The organism is Nocardia fusca NBRC 14340 (genome assembly GCF_001618425.1).
GTDB classification, from domain to species: Bacteria; Actinomycetota; Actinomycetes; order Mycobacteriales; family Mycobacteriaceae; genus Nocardia; species Nocardia fusca.
On sequence record NZ_BDCU01000002.1, the window covers coordinates 1 to 20,904 of the forward strand.

Genomic DNA, 20,904 nt, shown 5'->3' on the forward strand with positions numbered 1-20,904 from the left:
ACCTCGAATGCCGACGATCCCGAGTAGGTCGCGGCCGCCTCCATGACTCCAGAGGCGCTCCTGGGCGCCGGTGGTACGACCGGATCGGGCAGATACTGCGGCGGAGCGAACGGCGCCAGACCGACGGCTTCCTCCGGGGGACCCGCGGCGATGAGCCGGGCGACGGCGTCCTGTTCGGAACCGACGAGAGCGGGGAGGGTGGCGGTGATCGATTCCAGGACATCGGCCCAGGGTGAACCGGTGTCCCGCAGCCCCCGGCGCATCACCTCGAGACCGGCACGATGCTCGGTGAGCAGTCGCAAACCCGTCTCCGCGTTATCGGCCGCGGCGAATTCGAGCACCACGGACAGATGGTCGGGCAGTTCCTCGTCGGAGAGCTGCAGACCGGCGGCTCGATACGCCTGTTTGAAACGCAGTAGGGCGACACCGCGTTTGCGGGTGTCACCGTAGGCGAAATAGGTGAGATACGGGCTGAATCGTTTGCGGTGGTCGAAGGTCGCCACATAGTCGGCGGCGAGTTCGAAGACCGACCGGGTCCGCACATGGCCGAGAAACCGGGTGAGCGGGGCACCGACCGGTGGGGGCAGCGTCGCCGCCACCGTGCTCAGCAGGTCGAGTCTGCGGTGCAGGGATTCGTCCGGGTAGCCGAGCAGCAGGGACTGCACCTGCCAGGCAGCGGCCCGGATGGCCGGGTCGGGGACCTTCCCCTTGGCCGCCTTCATCGCGGCGGCTCCACGTCCCCGGTTGCCGGGCCGACCCCCTCCGGCGGGAACAGCCCATCGGGGACTTTTCCGTCCCAGTTGAGCAGATTCACCCGGCCGCGGCCGCCGACGCTGGTGGGGGTCTCGGAGGTCTGCCGGTTGCGCAGCATCCGGAAGTTCTCCACCGCGATGGGCGACACCCCGCCCGAGCTCTCCCCGAAGGGACCGGAGCCGGTCATTCCCGGACCGCCCGCGTAGTCGAGGCTGCATTCGGTGGCGAGTTCCTCCAGCCCGTGCGCCGTTTCGGTGTGCGCGGGCGGGATCACATAGCGCTCGTCGTATTTGGCCAGGGCCAGCAGGCGGAACAAATCGTAGATCTGCTCACCCGACATACCGACCGCCTCGGCGATGCGCTCCTGTGGTTCCCGGCCCAGATTGATATCGCGCATATAGCTGCGCATGGCGGCCAGCCGGCGCAGGACCGCGGTCACCGGTCCGGGATCGCCCGCGGTGAACAACTGCGCGAGATAGTCCACCGGAATTCGCAACGCCTCGATCGCGGCGAAGAGATTGCCGTGATCCTCGGCGTCGTGGCCGGTATCCCGCACGATATCGACCACCGGCGACAGCGGCGGGATGTACCAGACCATGGGCATGGTGCGGTATTCCGGATGCAGGGGCAGCGCGACTTTATAGGTGTTGATCAGCGAATAGATCGGCGACCGGTCGGCGGCCTCCACCCAGTCCCACGGAATACCCGCGCGTTCGGCCTCCCGCCGCACCTCCGGGTCGGCGGGGTCGAGGAAGACCTCCCGTTGTGCTTCGTAGAGACCGTGTTCGTCCGGGGTGGCCGCGGCCTCCAGCACTTTGTCGGCATCGTAGAGAACCAGCCCGATATAACGCAGCCGGCCCACGCAGGTCTCGGCGCAGACAGTCGGCAATCCGACCTCCACCCGCGGGAAACAGAAGGTGCACTTCTCGGCTTTCCCGGTGCGGTGGTTGAAATAGACCTTCTTGTACGGACAGCCCGAGACGCACATCCGCCAACCCCGGCACCGGTCCTGGTCCACCAGGACGATGCCGTCCTCACTGCGTTTGTAGATCGCGCCCGAGGGACACGAGGCGGCGCAAGACGGATTCAGGCAGTGTTCGCAGATCCGCGGCAGATAGAACATGAAGGTCTGCTCGAATTCGAAACGCACATGTTCGGAAAGTTTGCGTAGGAGCGGATCACGGTTGCCGTATTCGGGTGCGCCACCGAGATCGTCATCCCAGTTGGCCGACCATTCGATTTTCGTATCCCGGCCGCTGATCAGCGATTTCGGCCGGGCGACCGGAGTGTGCCGCTGGGCCGGCGCGGTGGTCAGATTCTCGTAGTCGTAGGTCCAGGGCTCGTAGTAATCGCTCAGGGCGGGCAGGATGGGATTGCTGAAGATGGTGAACAATTTGCGCAACCGGCCGCCGCCTTTGAGTTGCAGCCTGCCCCGGTAGTTCAGATCCCAGCCGCCGCGCCACCGATCCTGATCCTCGTAGGTGCGCGGATACCCCTGCCCCGGCCGGGTCTCCACATTGTTGAACCACACGTATTCCACGCCCGACCGGTTCGTCCACGTCTGTTTGCAGGTGACCGAACAGGTATGGCAGCCGATACATTTGTCGAGGTTCATCACCATCGCCATCTGCGCCATCACCCGCATCAGTAGCTCACCTCCTGGCTGCGACGACGGATCACGGTCACCTCGTCGCGTTGATTACCGGTGGGTCCGAGATAGTTGAACGCGAAACTGAGCTGGGCGTAGCCGCCGATGAGATGGCTGGGTTTGACCAGCAGCCGGGTCAGCGAATTGTGGATACCGCCGCGATGCCCCGAGGTCTCACTGATCGGCACATCGATGAGCCGGTCCTGCGCGTGGTACATGTACACGGTTCCGGCGGGCATGCGGTGCGAGACCACCGCCCGGGCCACCACCACCCCGTTGCGGTTGACCGCTTCGACCCATTCGTTGTCGGCCACCCCGATGGTCGCCGCGTCCGCGGGCGCCATCCAGATGGTGGGCCCGCCGCGCGAAAGGCTCAGCATGAACAGGTTGTCCTGGTATTCGGAGTGGATGGACCATTTGCTGTGCGGAGTGAGATAGCGGACGGTGACGCCAAGCTCCCCCGTGGAACCGAGCACGGGTTCGCCGAACAGTGCGGCCATGTTCAACGGCGGCCGGTACACCGGCAGTCCCTCGCCGAGTTCGGTCATCCAGTCGTGGTCGAGATAGAAATGCTGGCGGCCGGTGAGCGTATGCCAGGGTTTGCGGCGTTCGATATTGATGGTGAACGGCGAGTACCGGCGACCCCCGGTTTCCGACCCCGACCATTCCGGTGAGGTGATCACCGGTACCGGAGCGGCCTGGGTATCGGCGAAGGTGATCTGTTTGCCCTCGTGGTCGGCGGCCAGATCGGCCAGCCGCACGCCGGTGCGCTGTTCGAGGGTGCGGAAACCCTCGGTGGCGAGGCGGCCGTTGGTGGTGCCGGACAGCGCCAGGATGGCCTCGCACGCCTGGATACCGCGCTGCAACGACGGCCGCCCGTCGGCCGGTCCGCCGCGGATCACGCCGTTCTTGTGCCGCAGGTACTCGACCTCCGGCCCGAAATCGAAGGTGACCCCTTTGGTGGTGCCGCCGAGTTTCTCCGCCAGCGGGCCCAGCGCGTTCATCTTCGCCGCGATCGCGCCGTAATCACGCTCGACCACCACCAGTTTCGGCATGGTGACCCCGGGGACCGGTTCGGCGTCCCCGGTCTTCCAGTCCGCGACCCGGCCGTGCGGGGTGGCGAGTTCATCGGGGGTGTCGTGCAACAGCGGCACCGCGACCACATCCTTGCGGACCCCGAGCCGCGGACCGGCGAGTTCGCTGAACTTCTCGGCGATCGTCCGGAAGGCGTCCCAATCGGTGCGGGTCTGCCAGGGCGGGGCGATGGCGGGGTTGAACGAGTGCACGAACGGATGCATATCGGTGGTGTTGAGATCGTGCTTCTCGTACCAGGTCGCGGCGGGCAGCACGATATCGGAGAACAGGGTGGTGCTGGTCATCCGGAAATCCAGGGTCAGCAGCAGGTCGAGTTTGCCGCGCGGCGCGTCCGGCCGCCACACCACATCACGCGGGCGCGCGCCGGCCGGAGTGGGTTTGGCGCGCAGCGACGATTCGGTGCCCAGCAGATGTTCGAGAAAGTACTCGTTGCCCTTGGCCGAGGAACCGAGCAGGTTGGCCCGCCACACATTAAGTATCCGCGGGAAGTTCTCCGGGGCGTCGGGGTCCTCGCAGGCGAAACGCATCCGTCCCGAACGCAATTCGGAGACCACGTAGCCCGCCACCGAGCCGCCCTCGGCCGCGGCGGAATCGGCCAGTTCCAGGGGGTTGCGGTCGAAGGTCGGATACGACGGCATCCAGCCCAGTCGCGCGGATTGCGCGATCACATCGGCGGTGCTCATACCCGCCAGCCGGCCGGCGCCCGGAGTGGCCGAGAGTTTGTCGGCGCCGAACCAGTCGTAACGGAACTGGTCGGAGTGCAAGTACCAGAAGGCGGTCTGGATCATCTGGCGCGGCGGACGCGACCAATCGAGGGCCGAGGCCAGCTGTGTCCACCCGGTGACCGGGCGGCATTTCTCCTGACCCACATAGTGCGCCCAGCCGCCGCCGTTCACGCCCTGGCATCCGGTGAGGGTGGTCAGGGTGAGGAACGCGCGGTAGATCGTGTCGGAGTGGAACCAGTGGTTGGTCCCGGCGCCCATGATGATCATCGAACGGCCGTGGCTCTCCTCGGCATTGGCCGCGAACTCGCGCGCGATCCGCAGGACCGCCGCGGCCGGGACACCGGTGATCGTTTCCTGCCAGGCCGGAGTGTAGGGCTGCGAGAAATCGTCGTAGTCGACGGGCCAGGCCCCGGGCATGCCGTCCCGATGTACCCCGTACTGCGCCAGCATCAGGTCGAACACCGTGGTGACCGGATGACCGTTCACCCGACGCACCGGCACGCCGCGTCGTATCGTCGTATCGTCGCCGCCCACGGTGTCGAACCGGGGCAGCAGCACGGGCACCGCCGTCTCGCCGAACAGCGTCAGCCGGGGCACCACACCCGCGAGGTCGAGATTCCAGTTCCCCACCCCGGCTTCGCCGTAACGGTGCCCGATCGAACCGTTCGGGACCACCGGGCGGCCGTCCCCGTCGAGCATCACCGTTTTGAACGCGGCGTTCTCCACCCCGGCGTGCTCGTCGAGGTCGGCGGCGGTCAGGAACTTGCCCGGGGCGTAGGCGCCGTCGGTCTCCTCCAGCCGGACCAGGAACGGCAGATCGGTGAACTGGCGCACATAGTCGGTGAAATACGGCACCTCCCGTTCCACGAAGAACTCGCGCAGCACCACCTGCCCCATCGCCATGGCCAGCGCGCCGTCGGTACCGGGATGCGGAGCCAGCCATTCGTCGGCGAACTTCACATTGTCGGCGTAGTCCGGGGAGACCGCGACCACCTTCTGCCCGCGATAGCGGGCCTCGGCCATCCAGTGCGCGTCCGGGGTCCGGGTCACCGGCAGATTCGACCCCCACATGATCAGATAGCCCGCGTCCCACCAGTCCCCCGATTCCGGGACATCGGTCTGGTCGCCGAACACCTGCGGGGAGGCCACCGGCAGATCCGCGTACCAGTCGTAGAAGGACAGCATCGTCCCGCCGACCAGCGAGACGAACCGGGCGCCGGAGGCGTGCGACACCATCGACATGGCCGGAATCGGCGAGAACCCCGCGATCCGGTCCGGACCGTACCGGGCGATGGTGTACACATGGGCGGCCGCGATCATCTCGGTCGCCTCGTCCCAGGTGGCCCGCACCAGACCACCCTTGCCGCGCGCGGATTTGTACCGCCGCGCCGAATCCGGGTCCTCGACGATCGTTTCCCAGGCGGTCACCGGATCCCCGGTGGCGGCCTTCGCGGCGCGGTACATCTCCAGCAGCACACCCCGCACATACGGGTAGCGCACCCGGGTCGGCGAGTAGGTGTACCAGGAGAACGCGGCCCCACGCGGACACCCGCGCGGCTCGTATTCGGGTTTGTCGGGCCCCACCGACGGATAGTCGGTCTGCTGGGTCTCCCAGGTGATGATCCCGTCCTTGACATAGACCTTCCACGAACACGAGCCGGTGCAGTTCACGCCATGCGTGGAACGCACCACCTTGTCGTGACTCCAGCGGTCCCGATAGAACTCGTCCGCCTGGCGCCCGCCCACCTCGAACATCGAACGCCGGTCCGACGAGATCTGCGCGCGGGTGAAGAACCGCCGGGTACCCACCAGCGCATCGGTCAGTTCGTCGTCGAGCCCCGCCCGCCCCGAGCCGCGGTGCGTCATAGAACCTCCTTCGAAGTGTGCGCATTCGGTCCGCGAAGGCGGAAGCCTTGCCGGAGGTACCGCTTCATGGAAACTCCTTCACAACCGGTACATCCGTCGGCGGAGGCCGCAGCGAAGTCGGAGGTACCGCCTCATGGAAACTCCTTCACAACCGGTACATCCGTCGGCGGAGGCCGCAGCGAAGGCGGAGGTACCGCCTCATCTGTGATTCCGCTCCACCTGGTGGCGCACCACGATCAGCGTGAACAGCAGCGCGACCAGGGCCACCACCGCGAGCGCCAGCAGACCCGGGCCGTAGTCGGAGGTCGCCTCGTAGATGGAGCCCATCACCAGCGGTGGCACGAAACCGCCCAGCCCACCGGCGGCCCCCACGAAACCGGTGACCGCCCCGACCTTGCCCGCGGGCGCGATCAGGGCGACCAGCGCGAAAGTGGCCCCGCTGCCCGCACCGAGTGCGGCGGCAAGCACCAGGAAGGCGAGGGTGCCCACCGGCGCCAGGCCCGGGGTCGTGGCCTGTACGGAGGCGGCGATCACGACGGCACACAGCGTGGCGGCGAGGACCGTCGGCGCGTCGAACCGATCCGCCAGCCAGCCGCCGACCGGCCGCATGACCACGGCGAGCAGCACGAACCCGGCCATACGGTTGGCCGCGTCGGTCTGGGACAGGTCGTAGGCAGTGCGTAGATAGGAGGGCAGGTAGACGGAGAAGGCCACGAAGCCGCCGAAGGACACGGCGTAGAGCGCCGAAGCCGCCCAGGTGGCGGGCAGTCGCACGGTCTGGTTCAGCCGGGCGGTGACGGATTCGGTGGGCGGGGTGCGACCGGGTGCGTCACGCAGCAGGTACCAGGCGACGCTCGCGTAGATCAGCAGCGCGACCGCGCACAGCAGGAACGGTGTGGCGGTATTGCCCGCGTCCACCAGACGCACCGTGGTCAGGGCGCTGATCGCGGTCCCGCCCATGCCCATCCCGTACACACCGATCGCCAGCCCCTGCTTCTCGGGCGGGAACCAGGCGCTCACGAACGGCACTCCGACCGCGAACACCGTGCCGCCGATACCGAGGAAGAAACCGCCGATCAGCAGGGCTGCCAACGCGGAATGCCCGACCAGGCCCAGGAACAGCACCGGCAGCACCGTGATCAGCGAAACCACCGGGAACATCAGTCGCCCGCCGTAGCGGTCGGCCAGCGCACCGATCGGGATCCGGCCCAGCGAACCCACGATCACCGGCACGGCCACCACCAGCGACTCCTGGAAGGAATTCAGCCCGAGCTCGTCGCGGAACCGCGGCGCCAGCGGGCTCAGCAGCGCCCACGCCCAGAAATTGAGCGCGAAGCCCACCGTGGCCAGGACCAGCATCAGGGTGCGCCCGCCGGTCACGGTACGGTCGCCGGCGGTGACCGGGCCGGGATTCGGCGGGGTCGAAGAGGCCACCATCACTCCTGGGGAGATCGGTCCGGCTAGCTCTCGCGCCCGGTGGACACCTGGTCCAACCGCTCGACGGGCGATTCGGTCATCGAACGCGGCCGGGAAGGCCGGGCCTTCCCGAACCGCCATTATCGCGATATCACTGACTCACGGCCGCGCTGTCGCCATTGTGCCCGCTACGGGACCGACTCCCGGCTCACCCGGGATTCCCGGAGTTTCGTCGTATCACCGGCACCGCCGGAACCTGCCCGTCCACCCCCCGCATCCGGCTCCTAGGCTCGACCGGTGGATATCGACTGGCCCGAGCTGCGCGCCCGCAGCCTGCTCCTCGAGGACGAGGCGGTCCTGGCCCTGAACAAACCGGCCGGGATATCGGTCACCGGAGAGCGCCACGATATCGATATCGTGGATGCCGCCGAGGCGCACGGCGAGCAGCTGTACCCGGTCCACCGAATCGACAAGGTGACCTCGGGCCTCATCCTGTTCGCCCGGGAACTGTCCGCCCACGGCCCGCTGACCCGCCAGTTCAACAAGCAGACCGCCGAAAAGGTCTACTTGGCGATCGTCGACGCCGGTGCCGCCGAACTCCCCGACGCCGGAAGCATCGATCTTCCGCTCGGTGTGGGACGCAAGAACCGCGTCCGGGTCGCCGCCCCGCGCGAAACGATCCGGCGCGACGGCACCCGCTGGTCCGTCGCCGACAGCGATCTGCTGAACACCCGGAACTACCCCTCGACCACCGAGTTCACCGTCCTCGCCCGCCACCACGAGCACACCGTCGTAGCGCTGCGCCCGATCACCGGCCGCCGCCACCAGTTGCGCGTACACCTGGCCTGGATCGGCCACCCCATCCTCGGCGATCCCCTGTTCGACCGCTCCGGCACGATCCCGCGCGCCCATCTGCACTCCTGGCGCCTCGGCCTGGCCGCCCACTGGCGCCCTGACGGCAGACTGGAGCTGGAAGCCCCGCCCGGCGACGATTTCTGGTCACCGCTACCCGGCCCACCGCCTGCCCTGCCGGGGCCTCGGTGAACGACGGACACCATGCGGTCACCGCCGAGGCCCCCGTCAATACCGCGCTCACCCGGCGAACCGATCACCATCGGCGGACCGGTCGGATCGGCTTCGGCCGTGGTCTTCGACACCTCTCTGCGATCGATACCGGCCCAGGTCGCCGGCGAACTGCGCCTTTCAAGCCCTGCTCTCACCGATACCGAGGCGTTCGCGACCGGTTCGAACCGCAGCGGTCCCGGCCACATCCCGCCGCGCCCCGCCCCCGTGGTGTCCTCCCTCATACCCGCACTGTTTGCACTGGCCAACTGCCCTAAGCTGGTTGACGGACCCAGCACCGGACCGGGACCCCACGCGGTGTCGAGTCTTACGAGACCCTGAAAGGTCGAGGCCCGTCCCGCCGTTCAGCGCCCGAAGTGCATGCGCCGCAGGCGCGAGTCTCGGGCGCTGAACGGCGGGACCGAGGGGGCCTCGACCCCGCGGCGCGCCGGAGGCGCCGCAAAAAAGCACAGGAGCGTCCGATGATTTTGGTGGCTCAGATCAGCGATCCACATTTCGATCTCGGCACCCGTAACGCCGAACGCGCGCAGCGGGTCATGGCCTATCTCGCGGATCTGCGGTGGCGGCCCGATGTGATCGTGGTGACCGGCGATATCACCGATTCCGGCAAACCCGAGGAGTATGCCGAGGCCCGGGCGGCGCTGCAGGCCGATCTACCGGTGCTGGCGATTCCGGGAAACCACGACGAACGGGCGGCGTTCCGGGAGGTGCTGCTCGGCGTCCCCCCGCTCGACGACACGATCAACCAGGTGCACCGGGTCGGCAGTGTCACGCTGATCCTGCTCGATTCCAGTGTTCCCGGGCAGTCCGCTGGGCGGCTGACCGACGAGACCTACGACTGGTTGCACGAGACCCTCGCCGATACTCCCGCCGACGATGCCGTTCTGCTGGCGCTGCATCATCCCCCGGTTTTCCTGCACAGCCCGATCGTGGACCCCATCGCGCTGGCCGGGCCGGAGCGGCTGGCCGCGGTCATCACCGGCGACGAGCGGATCATCGGCACGCTGACCGGGCACGCGCACACCGCCGCGGTCGCCACCTTCGCCGGACGTCCGCTGCTCATGGGCCCGAGTACCGCCTCGGTATTGGGCGGTGAGTGGGAACTCGCCCCGCCCGAGCGGGTGATGGATTACGCGCCGGACCCGGCGGTCGCGCTGCACGTCATCGACGACGAGCATCGGCTGATCACCCATTTCCGTAGCGTCCCGATGGGCGGCTGGATCGGTACGCCGTTCTGATCCGGTTCAGTACCGGCCGGCGCGGGCTCGCCGGTAGGCGGCGGGGGTGCCGCCGGTCCAGCGCCGGAACGCGTAGATGAAGGTCGAGGCCTCCGCGTAGCCGAGCCGGATCGCCACATCGCTCACCGACAGCGGGGTGGTGGTCAGCATCTCCTCCGCCAAGGCTTGGCGTACTTCGTCCAGCAGGGCCCGATAGCTGGTACCGGCCGCGTCGAGATGCCGGCGCAGGGTGCGGGTGCTCATGTTCAGATCGGCGGCCACGGTGTCGATACCGGGCGGCGCGGTGAGCCCGTCCATACCGCCGCGGGGCACCAGCCGCGCGCGCACCTCCGCGGCGATGCCGGTTCTCGCCCGCCGCCGGTGCACCAGATCCCGGCACTGTGCCAGGCAGATGGCCAGCGTGTGTTCGTTGGCCTGCGGTAGCGGCTGGTCCAGGATCGCCGGGTCGATGGCCACCAGGTTGTGCGGCTGCCCGAACCGCGGCCGGGCCACGGTCACCTCGGCGATCAGGTCGGCGTAGGACGGTTCGGGGAACCGGAATTCGGCGCGCAGCAGGGCCAGGTGCCTGCCCAGCAGATCGCTCATCACCTGGTGCATCGCCGTCACATCGCGCTCCACCAGGAACTGGCGGACGTCGGCGGGCACCGCCTCGTCGTGGATGCGGCCGATGAATTCCCCGTGCTCCCACTGGGTCACCGGCAGGCAGAAGGTGAAGCTCAGTTCGAGGTAGCGCAGGGCGAAATCGATCGCCTCGGCCAGGGTGGGGCTGCTGACACAGGCGAAGCCGAAGATGCCGAAGGTGGTGATGCGGTAGCGCCGGCCCACCTCGATGCCCATCCCGGGACGGTCGAGTTCGCGGACCAGGTTGCGCACCACCGCGAGTTCGGTGTGCGCGTCGATCTGGGCGTCCGGGTCGTGCAGCCGAGCTTCGGTGAGATCGGTACCGCGCAGCAGTGCGGTGACGGGAACTCCGTGCTCCGCGCCGTATCCGGCCATGAGCGCGACACTGGCGACTCCCCTGGGGAAGTCCCAGTCGCGGATCGACGGACGTTGCACCATGGCGACATTATGGCCGAATATCTCGATTGATCACTATGTGGTCACCAGGAAAGCTCCGCGCACCGGCGGGCGGTATCGGTGGTCTCCACCTGAAGGGTCGCGTGGTGGATGTGGTAGCGGTCGGCGAGCAGGCGCTGGGCCGCGCGCAGTATCTCGTCACCGGAATCGGATCCCGTGGTGGTGATATGGGCCGACGCGACCTCCATACCCGAGGTCAATGTCCAGACGTGCAGGTCGTGGACATCGCAGACCCCGGGGACCGCGGCCAGTTCGGCCGCTACCTTCTCGACGTCGAGCTCTTCGGGACTGTGCTGGAACAGAATGCGCAGCGAGCGCCGGGCCAGCAGATAGGTCCGGGGCAGCACCCACAGGCCGATGGCGACGCCGACGATCATATCGGCGTAGAGCCAGCCGGTGGTCAGCGTGATCGCGGCGGACAGCAGCACGCCGAACGACCCGACCATATCGGCCAGTACCTCGAGATAGGCGCCGCGCACATTGAGGCTCTCCTCGGCCCCGCGCCGCAGCAGCAGGAAGGCCGCGATATTGGCCAGTAGGCCGATGGCACCGGCGGCCAGCACCGGCCCACCGGGCACCTCCGGCGGTTCCCCGAACCGGCGCACCGCCTCGATCAGTACGTACCCGGCGACCGCGAACAGCAGGACGGCGTTGGCGAGCGCGGCGATCACCTCGGCCCGGTAGTAGCCGAAGGTGCGGGTGTAGCTGGGCCGGGTATTGCGGGCGAGCATGATGGCCGACAGCGCCATGGCGATACCCACGACATCGGTGAGCATATGGGCGGCGTCCGACAGCAGCGCCAGCGAACCGGTGGCCAGCGCGACCACCAGCTCGACCAGCATGAATCCCAGGCCGATGGCCAGCGCTGACGCCAGGCGGCCGACATATTTTCCCGAGGCGCTCTCCGGCGATACGTGATGCGTATGATCATGTCCCACGCGACAAACATATGCGTCAATGCGCATGCTTGCAACACCGTCGATTCGCGCCCACCCGCCGGGCTGGCAGACTCGAGTACGTGAGCGACCAGTCCGCAGCCCCCCGCACCGGCGAACCCGGCGCGCCCGTGCCCGGCGCGACCGGGCCCGGCAGCGGGCACGGCGGCGACCACCACGGCGCAGCGCCGAACCGGACCTATCGCGGCAGTGCGCTGCGCCCGATCGAACTCGCCACCGGCGCGGTACTCGGCGGCGTCACCGTCGGACTGGTGACCGTCGGCGCCGTGATCCCGTTCGCGGCCGCCCTGCAGCTGGTTGCGGCCGTGCCCATGGGTCTGCTCGCCCACCGCTACCGATTCCGGACCGTGCTCACCGCCTCGATCTCGGCCGCCCTGGTCACCTTCGTGGCGGCCGGCCTCACCGCCGCCATGGCGATGGTCGCCACGGCCACCATCGGCGGCATCGTCGGCACGGTCAAACGCCGCCACGGCGGTATCGTCGCGGTCACCGGGCTGTCGGTTCTCGCCGGCGTCGCCTGGGGCGCTTTCTCGGTCGGCTTCCTGCTGGCCTTCTCGGCCACCCGCGACCTGCTGTTCGACACCGTCCGCAACACCGCGACCGGCCTGGCCGAACTCACCTCCCGCCAGCAGCATCTGGAACCGCTCGGCCGCGGCGTCCTGCACATCACCGATGTGGTCCTGCAGTGGTGGTGGGTCTACATCGGCGGCACCGTCCTGGCCGGGACCGTGGTCACCGCACTGGTCTCGTGGTTCGTGCTCGGTTCCGTCCTGGACCGCCTCACCTGGCTGCCCGGCACCGACCGCCTCGACGCCCCCGCCGACGACCGCCCGATCGCACCCCTGCCGGTGACGCTGCGCGCGGCCGGATATCGGTACCCCGGCGCCGCCGCCGACGCGTTGACCGGTGTCGACCTGCGGGTCGAGGTCGGCGAGTTCGTCGCGGTGGTCGGCCACAACGGGTCCGGTAAATCGACCCTGACCCGGCTGCTGGCGGGGCTGCCGCCGAGCAGCGGCGCGGTCGAGCGCCCCGGCTCCGCCGGACTCGGCCATCTGGGCGGAACGGCGCTGGTCCTACAGCGGCCGGAAAGCCAGACGCTGGGTGTGCTGGTCGCCGACGATGTGGTCTGGGGGCTACCCACCGCTCTCGCGGCGGAAGTGGATATCGACGCCCTGCTGCACGAGGTCGGACTGGACGGGATGGGCGACCGGGAGACCGCCACCCTGTCCGGTGGCCAGCAACAGCGACTGGCGGTGGCGGCGGCACTGGCCCGGCGCCCGGCCCTGCTCATCGCCGACGAAGCCACCTCCATGATCGACCCGGACGGCCGCCGGGAACTGGTGACGCTGTTGGCCGGTCTGCCGAAACGGCATGCCATGGCCGTCGTCCTGGTGACCCATCACGAAGCCGACGCCGATGCCGCCGACCGGGTGGTGCACCTGGCCGCCGGGCGGATGGTCGACCGGCTGCCCGCCTGGCCGAAACCGGCCAGTGCCCAGCGCCGCCGCCCGATGGGCGAGACGCTGCTCGAACTGCGCGGTGTCCGGCACACCTACAACCGCGGCACACCCTGGGAGGCGCCCGCGCTGCACGGTGTCGACCTGTCGGTACGCCGTGGGGAAGCGCTGCTGGTGGTCGGCGGCAACGGATCCGGGAAATCGACCCTGGCCTGGATCATGGCTGGACTCATCGCGCCCAGCACCGGACGCTGCGAGCTGGCGGGCAAACCGGTCAGCAAACAGATCGGGCGGGTGGAACTGGCCTTCCAGCACTCCCGGCTGCAACTGCAACGGCATACCGTCGGCGAGGAGATCGCCGACTGGGGCGGGGAGGGTACCGGTTCGGGCACCGTGGGCAAAGCCCTCGACGCCGTCGGTCTGGACCGCTCCCTGACCACCCGGTCCATCGAAGAACTCAGCGGCGGTCAGGCCAAACGGGTGGTGCTGGCCGCCATCGTCGCCGCCCACCCGCAGGTGGTGGTTCTGGACGAACCGCTGGCCGGGCTGGATCCCGAGGGCCGCGCCGATATCGTCGAACTACTGGCCAGGCTGCGCGATTCGGGGCTCACGCTGGTCGTCATCTCCCATGATGTCGAGGATGTGGCGGCCATCTGCGATCGCACCGTCCACCTGCGCGCGGGCCGCATTCCGGAAACCGAGACGGCGGCCGCCCCGGTGCCCGGTACCGAAGCCGACACCACGCCCATCCCGGCCGTCCACCCGCCCGGCCCGGCGCACCGCCGGGCACCGGGCGCGGCCTGGCGGCTGCGCGGCGACGCCCACGGAATCGACCACGGAGGCACCCGATGAGCACCGTCCTGCTGCGCCGGGTCCCGGTGGCCAGTCCGGTCCACAACCTGTGGGCCGGAACCAAGATGATCGCCGCGTTCCTGATCAGCCTGCTGCTGATGATCCTGCCGAGCTGGCCGATCCTCGGCATCATGATCGTGTTCCTGATCGCGATCGGCCTCGTGGCCCGGCTGCCGCTGGGGGTCCTGCCCCGCCTGCCGCTGCTGTTCTGGCTGCTGATCGCCTTGGGCGCACTGATCAATGTGCCCGTCGGCGGCGCCGCCGTACTGCGCTACGCGCAGGTGGTGGTGTTCGGGCTGATCCTGGTGGCCGCGTCCATGCTCATCGCCTGGACCACCCCCATGAGCGAAATCGCGCCCGCACTGGCCACTCTCGGCCGACCGTTGCGCCGCCTGCGGGTACCGGTGGACGAACTGGCCGTGGTGGTGGCGCTGACCCTGCGCGGCCTCCCGCTGCTGCTCGAGGAGATCCGTATCCTGCGCGCCGCCCGCCGCCTGCGCCCCAAACCCGATCTACTGCACCGCACCACCGATCCGGTGATCGATATCCTCACCGCCTCCATGGCGGTATCCACCCGGCGGGCCGGCGAACTGGGCGAGGCGATCACCGCCCGCGGCGGGACAGGACAGCTCACCGCCCGCCCGGCCGCACCCGGCCGCAACGACGCCTTCGCGCTGGCGGTCGTGGTAATCGTCTGCGCCGCGGCCCTGCTCGTGGAGATTCTCCTGTAAGAGGTCTTTACTTCTTCTGGTCGCGCACGGCCTTGCGGGCCGCCTCCTGCGCCTTGTCCACCTGCCCCGCGTATTTGCCGCCGGTCTTCTTGTCGACCGCGTCGCCGACCTTCTCGATCAGCGGCTCGACCTTGTCCGCGTTCTTGCGCGCCAAACCCAATGCCTTGTTCGCCAGACCCTTGAAATCCATTGTCGTACTCCTTGCTCGAAATCGCTCGAACATCACAGTACCCAGGGGATTCGACATACGGGCGACATCACCGGTGGCGACGGCGGTCACAGTTCGCCCAGCCACGCCGGATGCCAGAGCCGGCCGGTCTCGGTCCAATCCATGTAGCGCACAGTGCCTTCCACTTTCGGCGTGACCCAGATCGCGTCGCGGCGTTCGTCCGCCGACATCTCGTTGACGAACGGGCTGGTCTTGCGCTCCAGCCGATGCAGCCGTGCGGCCAACTCGCGCATACCCGCATCCCCGAATCCGGTGCCCACCCGTCCCGCGTACACGAGCCCGTCCTCGGCGGGAATGCCCACCAGCAGTGACGCGAACGGTCGGGCGCGGCTGCGCCGCATTCCGCCGACCACAACCTGCCGGGTCCGCCAGTTGCGCTGCTTCACCCAGGTCCGGCCGCGGGTACCGGGCAGGTACACCGAATCGACCTTCTTGGCGACGACCCCCTCCACCCCGTCCTGTTCGCTCTGCCGCACGGCATCCGCGCCGCTGCCCTCGTACGGCGGCGGCACCCGCAGGGCGGGCGCGGTCGCGGCGAGTGCCTCCAGGACCCGGCGGCGGTCGCGGTAGCGTTTGCGCAGCAGTGAGGTGCCGTCCAGGTAGAGCAGATCGAAGGCCACGAATTCCGCCCGTCGCGGATTCGCTTTCAGCAGGGCGACGTTGACCGCGCCGTCCGGGTCGCGGACGATGATCTCCCCGTCCAGCACCACCTGATGCCCGCCCAGATCGGCGGCCAGCTCCGCGAGCTGCGGATACTGCGCGGTCACATCGTGACCGGTCCGGCTGCGCAACCGGAGCTCACCCGCTTCGATCTCCACGATGAGCCGGAAGCCGTCCCATTTGCGCTCGAACACCCACTCCGATTCCGGTAGCGCCGCCACATCACCGCTGGTGGCGAGCATCGGGGCCAGACCGCGCGGGAGGTCGGCCCCGGGCGCCGGCTGATCCTTCATCAGATGCATGAGCCACTGATCGCCCTCGGTGCGGATCAACGCGTACCGGCCGTTCAACCGGGTCCCGCGCAGCACCACGATCACCTCGTCGTCCCGCCACTTCTCGGCCCGGTAGGTGCCGGTGTCCCATACCGACATCTCCCCCGCGCCGTACTCGCCGGATGGGATCGTGCCGTGGAAATCCAGGTACTCCAGCGGATGGTCCTCGGTGTGCACAGCGAGGCGGTTCTGGCGCGGGCTGTCCGGTGGACCCTTGGGCACCGCCCACGAGACCAGGACGCCTTCCCGCTCGAGCCGCACGTCCCAGTGCAGGCGGCGCGCGTGGTGTTCGTGGACGACGAATCGATCTCCCGGGCCGCTCCGGGGCGATTCGGCGGGTACCGGTTCGGGCGTCCGGGCCGGGTCCCGCATGGACCGGTACTTCGTCAGCGCGTCGTCGAGCGGCGGGTCCAGACCGGCGAGCAGGTCACCGTCGGACCGGTAGCGGCGCAGTACCTCGTCGAAACGCAACTGCCGGAGCCCCGCCCCGTCCTCGATCTCGTCCCAGCTGCGCGGCGCCGCGGCGTTCGGCTCCTCCCGGCCGCGCAGCGAATACGGCGCGATCGTGGTCTTCGCCGGATTGTTCTGGCTCCAGTCCAGGAACACCTTGCCCGCGCGGACCTCCTTCGCCATGGTGGCCGTCACCAGATCGGGCAGCAGTTTCTCCAGGTTCTCCGCCACCTGTTTGGCCACCGTCGACGCACCCCCCGGGCCGAGCCTGCGGTCCAGTGGAACGTAGAGGTGGATCCCTTTGCTGCCGCTGGTCAGCGGGTAGGCGCGCATCCCGATCTCGCCGACCATATCCCGGATGCCCAGCGCCACCCGCGCGCATTCGGACAGCCCCGCGCCGGGCCCGGGATCCAGATCGAACACCAGCCGGGTCGCCGGACCGCGCTCGTCACCGTCGAAGCGCCACTGCGGCACATGGATCTCCAGCGCGGCCTGCTGCCCCAGCCAGACCAGCCCGGCCTGCGAGGAGATCACCGGGTAGGTCACTGCGCGGTCGGAATGCCGCTGGGTACGCCGCGGCACCCAGGACGGGGTGCCGGCGGCCAGGTTCTTCTCGAAGAAGGAGGACGCGCCGACACCGTCGGGCCAGCGTTTGCGGGTGACCGGCCGGCCCGCCATATGCGGCAGCATGGCCGGGGCGATCTCGGCGTAGTACTCGAGCACCTCGCCCTTGGTGGTGCCGGTCGCCGGATACAGCACTTTGTCCGGGTTGCTCAGCCGGACCTCGATATCCGGCTGTCCCGGCTCACCTCCGAAACTCCGGCGCACCCCGGATCACATCCGCGGGCGGACAACCCCGTTCGGCGCCGCGCCGTAGGTCACGGACGCGAATCCGGGCCCGGTCCGCCGGGCCGGCCCGGGCCACCGTCCGGATGTTCCGGCGGAACCACCTTGCGGGCGGCTTCCTTACCCTTCTGGATCTTGTCGGAGTACTTCCCCTTGGTCTTCTGGTCGAGGAAATCCCCGGCCTTGTCGACCGCCTGGTTGATCTTGTCCGAGTTCTTGGCAGCTGTCTCCTGCCCCTTGCCGACCAGGTTCTTCAGGTTCTCCATCAAGCTCATAGCCGATTCCTTCCCTGTCACTGTGCGGAAGTGTTCACTCCATATCTTCCCACCACCGGCGCTCCGGCGGGAGGTCGTGCAGATCGAGCCGCTGTCCGGGCACCGGTACCACGATCTCGGTATCCACCGCCGCGGCCGCGTCCACCAGCCGACGGACCGGTTCGGCCCAGGGATGAGGCGCGAGGTTGAACGTCGCCCAATGGATCGGCACCAGGACGCCGTGCTCCGGTTCACCGAGGCACAGATCGGCGTGCGCGCGCACCGCCTCCTCCGGATTCATGTGGATATCGGCCCAGTGCGGGTCGTAGGCGCCGATCGGCAGCAGGGTCAGATCGAACGGACCCCACTGCGCGCCCGTGGCCGCGAACGCCTTGGTGAATCCGGTGTCTCCACCGAAGTAGGCGCGATGTTTCGGGCCCACCAGCGCCCAGCCCGCCCAGAGCGTGGTGTTGCGCACCAGTCCACGACCGGAGAAATGCCGGGCCTCGGCACAGATGATGGTGAGTTCGGGGCGGTCACCGTCGGCCGCGGACAGCGAATACGAACAGTTCCAGTCCAATTCGACGATCCGCGCCTCCGGTACGCCCCAGTGCCGCAGATGCGCGCCGACACCGATCGGCACCACGAAAACCGACTGCTGGGTGCGAACCAGCGTGGCGATGGTGTCGGCGTCCAGGTGGTCGTAGTGGTCGTGTGAGATGACCACCGCGTCCACCCGCGGCAACTCCTCCAGCGCGACCGGGGCGGGATGGATACGGGACGGGCCGACCAGCCGGGAGGGCGAGACGCGCTCGCTCCACACCGGATCGGTGAGCACCCGGTACCCGTCGATCTCGATCAGCGCGCTGGCATGCCCGTACCAGGTGACCGCGAGATCGGCGGCCACACCCGGATGCTCGGGCCGGGCCAGCGGCACCGCGTCCTTCGGCCGGCCCGCGCGCATACCGGCCACCATGGACAACAAACCGGTCGGGTTCTCGCGCACGACGATCGGGGCCGCGGGTTCGGTGTTGTGGAATTGGCGGTCGCGATAACTTCGCGCCCCCGTGGCGGTGGGCGCGATGGCGGAGACGGAGGCGCCGAGCGCGGCCGGCAATCCGTCCAGGGCTCGGGCCACCCAGCCGAAGACGGTCATTCCGGCGAGACCGGCCGCCGCGGCGGCGACAGTGCGGGCCTTCATCATTTGCCCACGAACTTGGCGGGACGCTTCTCCTGCCGGGCCTGCCTGCCCTCTTCCGCATCCGCGCTGGACCATGCTGCCTCCAAAGCGGCCTGCTGTTCGCGGTTGGCCGGATCTCGGGTGCCGTCGTCGTTGAGTTCGAGTTTCAGGTGCCGCAGCGACAGCGGCGCCAGCTCGGCGATGGATTTCGCCCAGCCCTGGGCGTCGGCCACCGTGCCGAGCCGATTCGCGAAACCGAATGTGTAGGCGTCGGAAGCCGAGATCGGCTCGGCGGCGAGGAGCACGGTCCGGGCGGGGCCGCCGCCGATCAGCGAGACCAGCCGGCGCGTGGTCCAGCGGTCCACCGAGATGCCCAGTTTCGCCGCCGGTATGGCGAGGTAGGAGTCCTGGGCCATTACCCGCAGATCCGCCGCCATCGCCAATTGCACGCCCGCGCCCAGCGCCGGACCGTTCAACGCCGCGATCACCGGAACCGGCATGGACTCGACCTCGTGCAGCATGTCCAGCAGGGCGTCGAGAAACTCGGTGGAGTACACACCGTCCAGATCCGCACCCGCGCTGAACACCGAGCCGCTACCGGTGATCACGATCGCCCGGGAATCGAGGCGGGCGTTGGACAGCACCTCCCGCAGCCGGATGACCAGGTCCAGGTTCAGCGCGTTACGCCGTTCCTCGCGTTGTAGTTCGATGGTGACGACGTCGCCGTCACGGCTGACCCCGAGCATGTGTGTCCTTCCCCGCTGAACGAATACCGATACAACCGCCGATAACGAGGCGCTACTGCCACTCTGCCACAGGAGCGTGACCGGCCCGGGGAAGCTTGTTGATGCGCTTCCTCGATGGTCGGGGCCCGCCCCGGTTCTGGAGCGACAGAGCGAAGGAGCGCAGCGACTGAGCGCGTGCGGTCGACCGACCATAGACCGGCGACCGTTGAGCACTTACAGAGTCGTGAACCTGCCCAGGCTGGTCGAGGCGCACGTCCGACGACACCTTCCGTCTACTCCGGATGGTCCACGTCCGCGGTCGGGCCCGCCCCCGGTTCTGGAGCGACAGAGCGAAGGAGCGCAGCGACTGAGCGCCGGAGTGAAGAACCGGGGTCACAGGGCCCCGACCCGCGCGCCGAAGGCGCGCCGAAGGCGCGCCGATATACACAGAGCCCGGTTCAGTTCTCCAGGCCGAAAGCGAACGTTTCCGGGTCGGCGCCGGTGCGGGACCCGGAGTTCAGCGCGGAGATCGCCTGCACCTGATCGGCCGACAGCTCGAACCCGAGAATGTCGAAGTTCTCCACGATCCGGGCCGGGGTCACCGATTTCGGGATCACCACGTTGCCGAGTTGCAGATGCCAGCGGATGATCACCTGCGCCGGCGTGCGGTCGACCTCACCGGCGATCCGGGTGATCACCGGATCGTCGAGTACGGTGCCCTGCCCGAGCGGACTCCACGCCTCCGTGGCGATGGCGTGCTCGGCGTGGTAATCGCGCAGTTCGGGCTGGGTCAGCCGGGGATGCAACTCGATCTGGTTCACCGAGGGGGTCTCCCCGGTTTCGGCGATGACCCGCTCCAGGTCCGGGATCCGGAAATTGGAGACCCCGATGGAACGGACCCGGCCGTCGGCCTTCAGACGCTGGAACGCGCGGAAGGTGTCCACAAAACGATTAGCGGCGGGAACCGGCCAGTGGATGAGATACAGGTCCAGGTAGTCGAGCCCGAGCCGCTGCATACTCGCGTCGAACGCGCGCAGGGTGGAGTCGTAACCCTGGTCGGCGTTCCACAGTTTCGTGGTGACGAAGACCTCGTCGCGGGGTAGGCCGAAATGCCTGATGGCACGGCCTGTGCCCTCTTCGTTCTCGTAGATCGCCGCGGTGTCGATACTGCGGTAACCCGCGTTCAGCGCGGCGGTGACGGTGTCGAACACCTGGTCCGCCGGAACCTGGAACACCCCGAAACCGAGCTGTGGGATCAGACTCCCGTCGTTCAACACGATCGGAGGAACTACACCGCTCTCACGTCTAGTGGTCACCGCCTCGACGGTAGA

General features: G+C 68.5%; 16 protein-coding genes. 4 read left to right on the forward strand and 12 right to left on the reverse strand.

Features of this window, described 5'->3' with window-relative positions; translation table 11 throughout:
- From narJ to NF4_RS00205, 4 genes are all read right to left on the reverse strand, one after another.
- The coding region (gene narJ / locus NF4_RS00190) for a nitrate reductase molybdenum cofactor assembly chaperone (RefSeq protein WP_063814463.1) at nt 1-722 on the reverse strand (722 nt) is incomplete at its 3' end.
- Nucleotides 719-2,398, reverse strand: coding sequence for a nitrate reductase subunit beta (gene narH, locus NF4_RS00195; RefSeq protein ID WP_063125279.1), 1,680 nt, complete (start codon nt 2,396-2,398; stop codon nt 719-721). The genes narH and narJ, both read right to left, overlap by 4 nt.
- Nucleotides 2,398-6,087: a nitrate reductase subunit alpha gene (locus NF4_RS00200; RefSeq protein ID WP_063125280.1), complete on the reverse strand. Its 3,690-nt coding sequence runs from the start codon at nt 6,085-6,087 to the stop codon at nt 2,398-2,400. The genes narH and NF4_RS00200 overlap by 1 nt, the downstream gene beginning before the upstream one ends.
- Before the next feature lie 198 nt (nt 6,088-6,285).
- Nucleotides 6,286-7,524, reverse strand: a complete 1,239-nt coding sequence (locus NF4_RS00205; RefSeq protein ID WP_063125281.1) for an MFS transporter — start codon at nt 7,522-7,524, stop codon at nt 6,286-6,288.
- Between the two features lie 276 nt (nt 7,525-7,800).
- Between NF4_RS00205 and NF4_RS00210 the strand changes: the two genes are divergently transcribed.
- Both NF4_RS00210 and NF4_RS00215 read left to right on the forward strand, forming a co-directional pair.
- Nucleotides 7,801-8,547, forward strand: coding sequence for an RluA family pseudouridine synthase (locus tag NF4_RS00210; RefSeq protein ID WP_063125282.1), 747 nt, complete (start codon nt 7,801-7,803; stop codon nt 8,545-8,547).
- 500 nt (nt 8,548-9,047) lie between these two features.
- On the forward strand, nt 9,048-9,824 hold the full coding sequence (locus NF4_RS00215; protein WP_063125283.1) for a metallophosphoesterase: 777 nt from the start codon (nt 9,048-9,050) through the stop codon (nt 9,822-9,824).
- 6 nt (nt 9,825-9,830) lie between these two features.
- Here the strand turns inward: NF4_RS00215 and NF4_RS00220 are convergent, their stop codons facing one another.
- Both NF4_RS00220 and NF4_RS00225 read right to left on the reverse strand, forming a co-directional pair.
- Nucleotides 9,831-10,883, reverse strand: coding sequence for an AraC family transcriptional regulator (locus NF4_RS00220; RefSeq protein WP_063125284.1), 1,053 nt, complete (start codon nt 10,881-10,883; stop codon nt 9,831-9,833).
- A gap of 41 nt (nt 10,884-10,924) precedes the next feature.
- Nucleotides 10,925-11,839, reverse strand: a complete 915-nt coding sequence (locus tag NF4_RS00225; RefSeq protein WP_269749557.1) for a cation diffusion facilitator family transporter — start codon at nt 11,837-11,839, stop codon at nt 10,925-10,927.
- Between the two features lie 212 nt (nt 11,840-12,051).
- On the opposite strand from NF4_RS00225, the gene NF4_RS00230 reads away from it, so the two are divergent.
- Nucleotides 12,052-14,166, forward strand: a complete 2,115-nt coding sequence (locus NF4_RS00230) for an ABC transporter ATP-binding protein (RefSeq protein WP_063125313.1) — start codon at nt 12,052-12,054, stop codon at nt 14,164-14,166.
- Complete coding sequence (locus NF4_RS00235; protein ID WP_063125286.1) at nt 14,163-14,897, forward strand: CbiQ family ECF transporter T component; 735 nt, start codon at nt 14,163-14,165, stop codon at nt 14,895-14,897. Before NF4_RS00230 ends, NF4_RS00235 begins: the two co-directional genes overlap by 4 nt.
- A gap of 7 nt (nt 14,898-14,904) precedes the next feature.
- Here NF4_RS00235 and NF4_RS00240 read toward each other — a convergent pair whose 3' ends face one another.
- The 6 genes from NF4_RS00240 to NF4_RS00265 form a co-directional block, all read right to left on the reverse strand.
- A complete protein-coding gene (locus NF4_RS00240) occupies nt 14,905-15,087 on the reverse strand; it encodes an antitoxin (protein ID WP_030522773.1) in 183 nt (60 codons plus the stop codon).
- Nucleotides 15,088-15,173: 86 nt separating this feature from the next.
- On the reverse strand, nt 15,174-17,396 hold the full coding sequence (locus NF4_RS00245) for an ATP-dependent DNA ligase (RefSeq protein WP_063125287.1): 2,223 nt from the start codon (nt 17,394-17,396) through the stop codon (nt 15,174-15,176).
- A gap of 50 nt (nt 17,397-17,446) precedes the next feature.
- Entirely contained in the window at nt 17,447-17,689 is a 243-nt protein-coding gene (locus NF4_RS00250; RefSeq protein WP_063125288.1) for an antitoxin, read from the reverse strand.
- Nucleotides 17,690-17,723: 34 nt separating this feature from the next.
- Complete coding sequence (locus NF4_RS00255) at nt 17,724-18,869, reverse strand: MBL fold metallo-hydrolase (RefSeq protein WP_063125314.1); 1,146 nt, start codon at nt 18,867-18,869, stop codon at nt 17,724-17,726.
- Complete coding sequence (locus NF4_RS00260; protein WP_063125289.1) at nt 18,869-19,594, reverse strand: enoyl-CoA hydratase; 726 nt, start codon at nt 19,592-19,594, stop codon at nt 18,869-18,871. Before NF4_RS00260 ends, NF4_RS00255 begins: the two co-directional genes overlap by 1 nt.
- A 437-nt stretch (nt 19,595-20,031) precedes the next feature.
- Nucleotides 20,032-20,889 (reverse strand): aldo/keto reductase, encoded by an 858-nt coding sequence (locus NF4_RS00265; RefSeq protein ID WP_063125290.1) that lies wholly within the window; start codon nt 20,887-20,889, stop codon nt 20,032-20,034.
- Nucleotides 20,890-20,904 lie beyond the last annotated feature (15 nt).

Excerpts from the sequence above, each read along its gene's own strand:
- NF4_RS00215 (WP_063125283.1), top strand. The coding sequence starts at position 9,048 with ATGATTTTGGTGGCTCAGATCAGCGATCCACATTTCGATCTCGGCACC.
- NF4_RS00260 (WP_063125289.1), bottom strand. The coding sequence starts at position 19,594 with ATGCTCGGGGTCAGCCGTGACGGCGACGTCGTCACCATCGAACTACAA.
- NF4_RS00200 (WP_063125280.1), bottom strand. The coding sequence starts at position 6,087 with ATGACGCACCGCGGCTCGGGGCGGGCGGGGCTCGACGACGAACTGACC.
- NF4_RS00240 (WP_030522773.1), bottom strand. The coding sequence starts at position 15,087 with ATGGATTTCAAGGGTCTGGCGAACAAGGCATTGGGTTTGGCGCGCAAG.
- NF4_RS00235 (WP_063125286.1), top strand. The coding sequence starts at position 14,163 with ATGAGCACCGTCCTGCTGCGCCGGGTCCCGGTGGCCAGTCCGGTCCAC.
- NF4_RS00205 (WP_063125281.1), bottom strand. The coding sequence starts at position 7,524 with ATGGTGGCCTCTTCGACCCCGCCGAATCCCGGCCCGGTCACCGCCGGC.
- NF4_RS00220 (WP_063125284.1), bottom strand. The coding sequence starts at position 10,883 with ATGGTGCAACGTCCGTCGATCCGCGACTGGGACTTCCCCAGGGGAGTC.
- NF4_RS00255 (WP_063125314.1), bottom strand. The coding sequence starts at position 18,869 with ATGAAGGCCCGCACTGTCGCCGCCGCGGCGGCCGGTCTCGCCGGAATG.
- narH (WP_063125279.1), bottom strand. The coding sequence starts at position 2,398 with ATGCGGGTGATGGCGCAGATGGCGATGGTGATGAACCTCGACAAATGT.
- NF4_RS00250 (WP_063125288.1), bottom strand. The coding sequence starts at position 17,689 with ATGAGCTTGATGGAGAACCTGAAGAACCTGGTCGGCAAGGGGCAGGAG.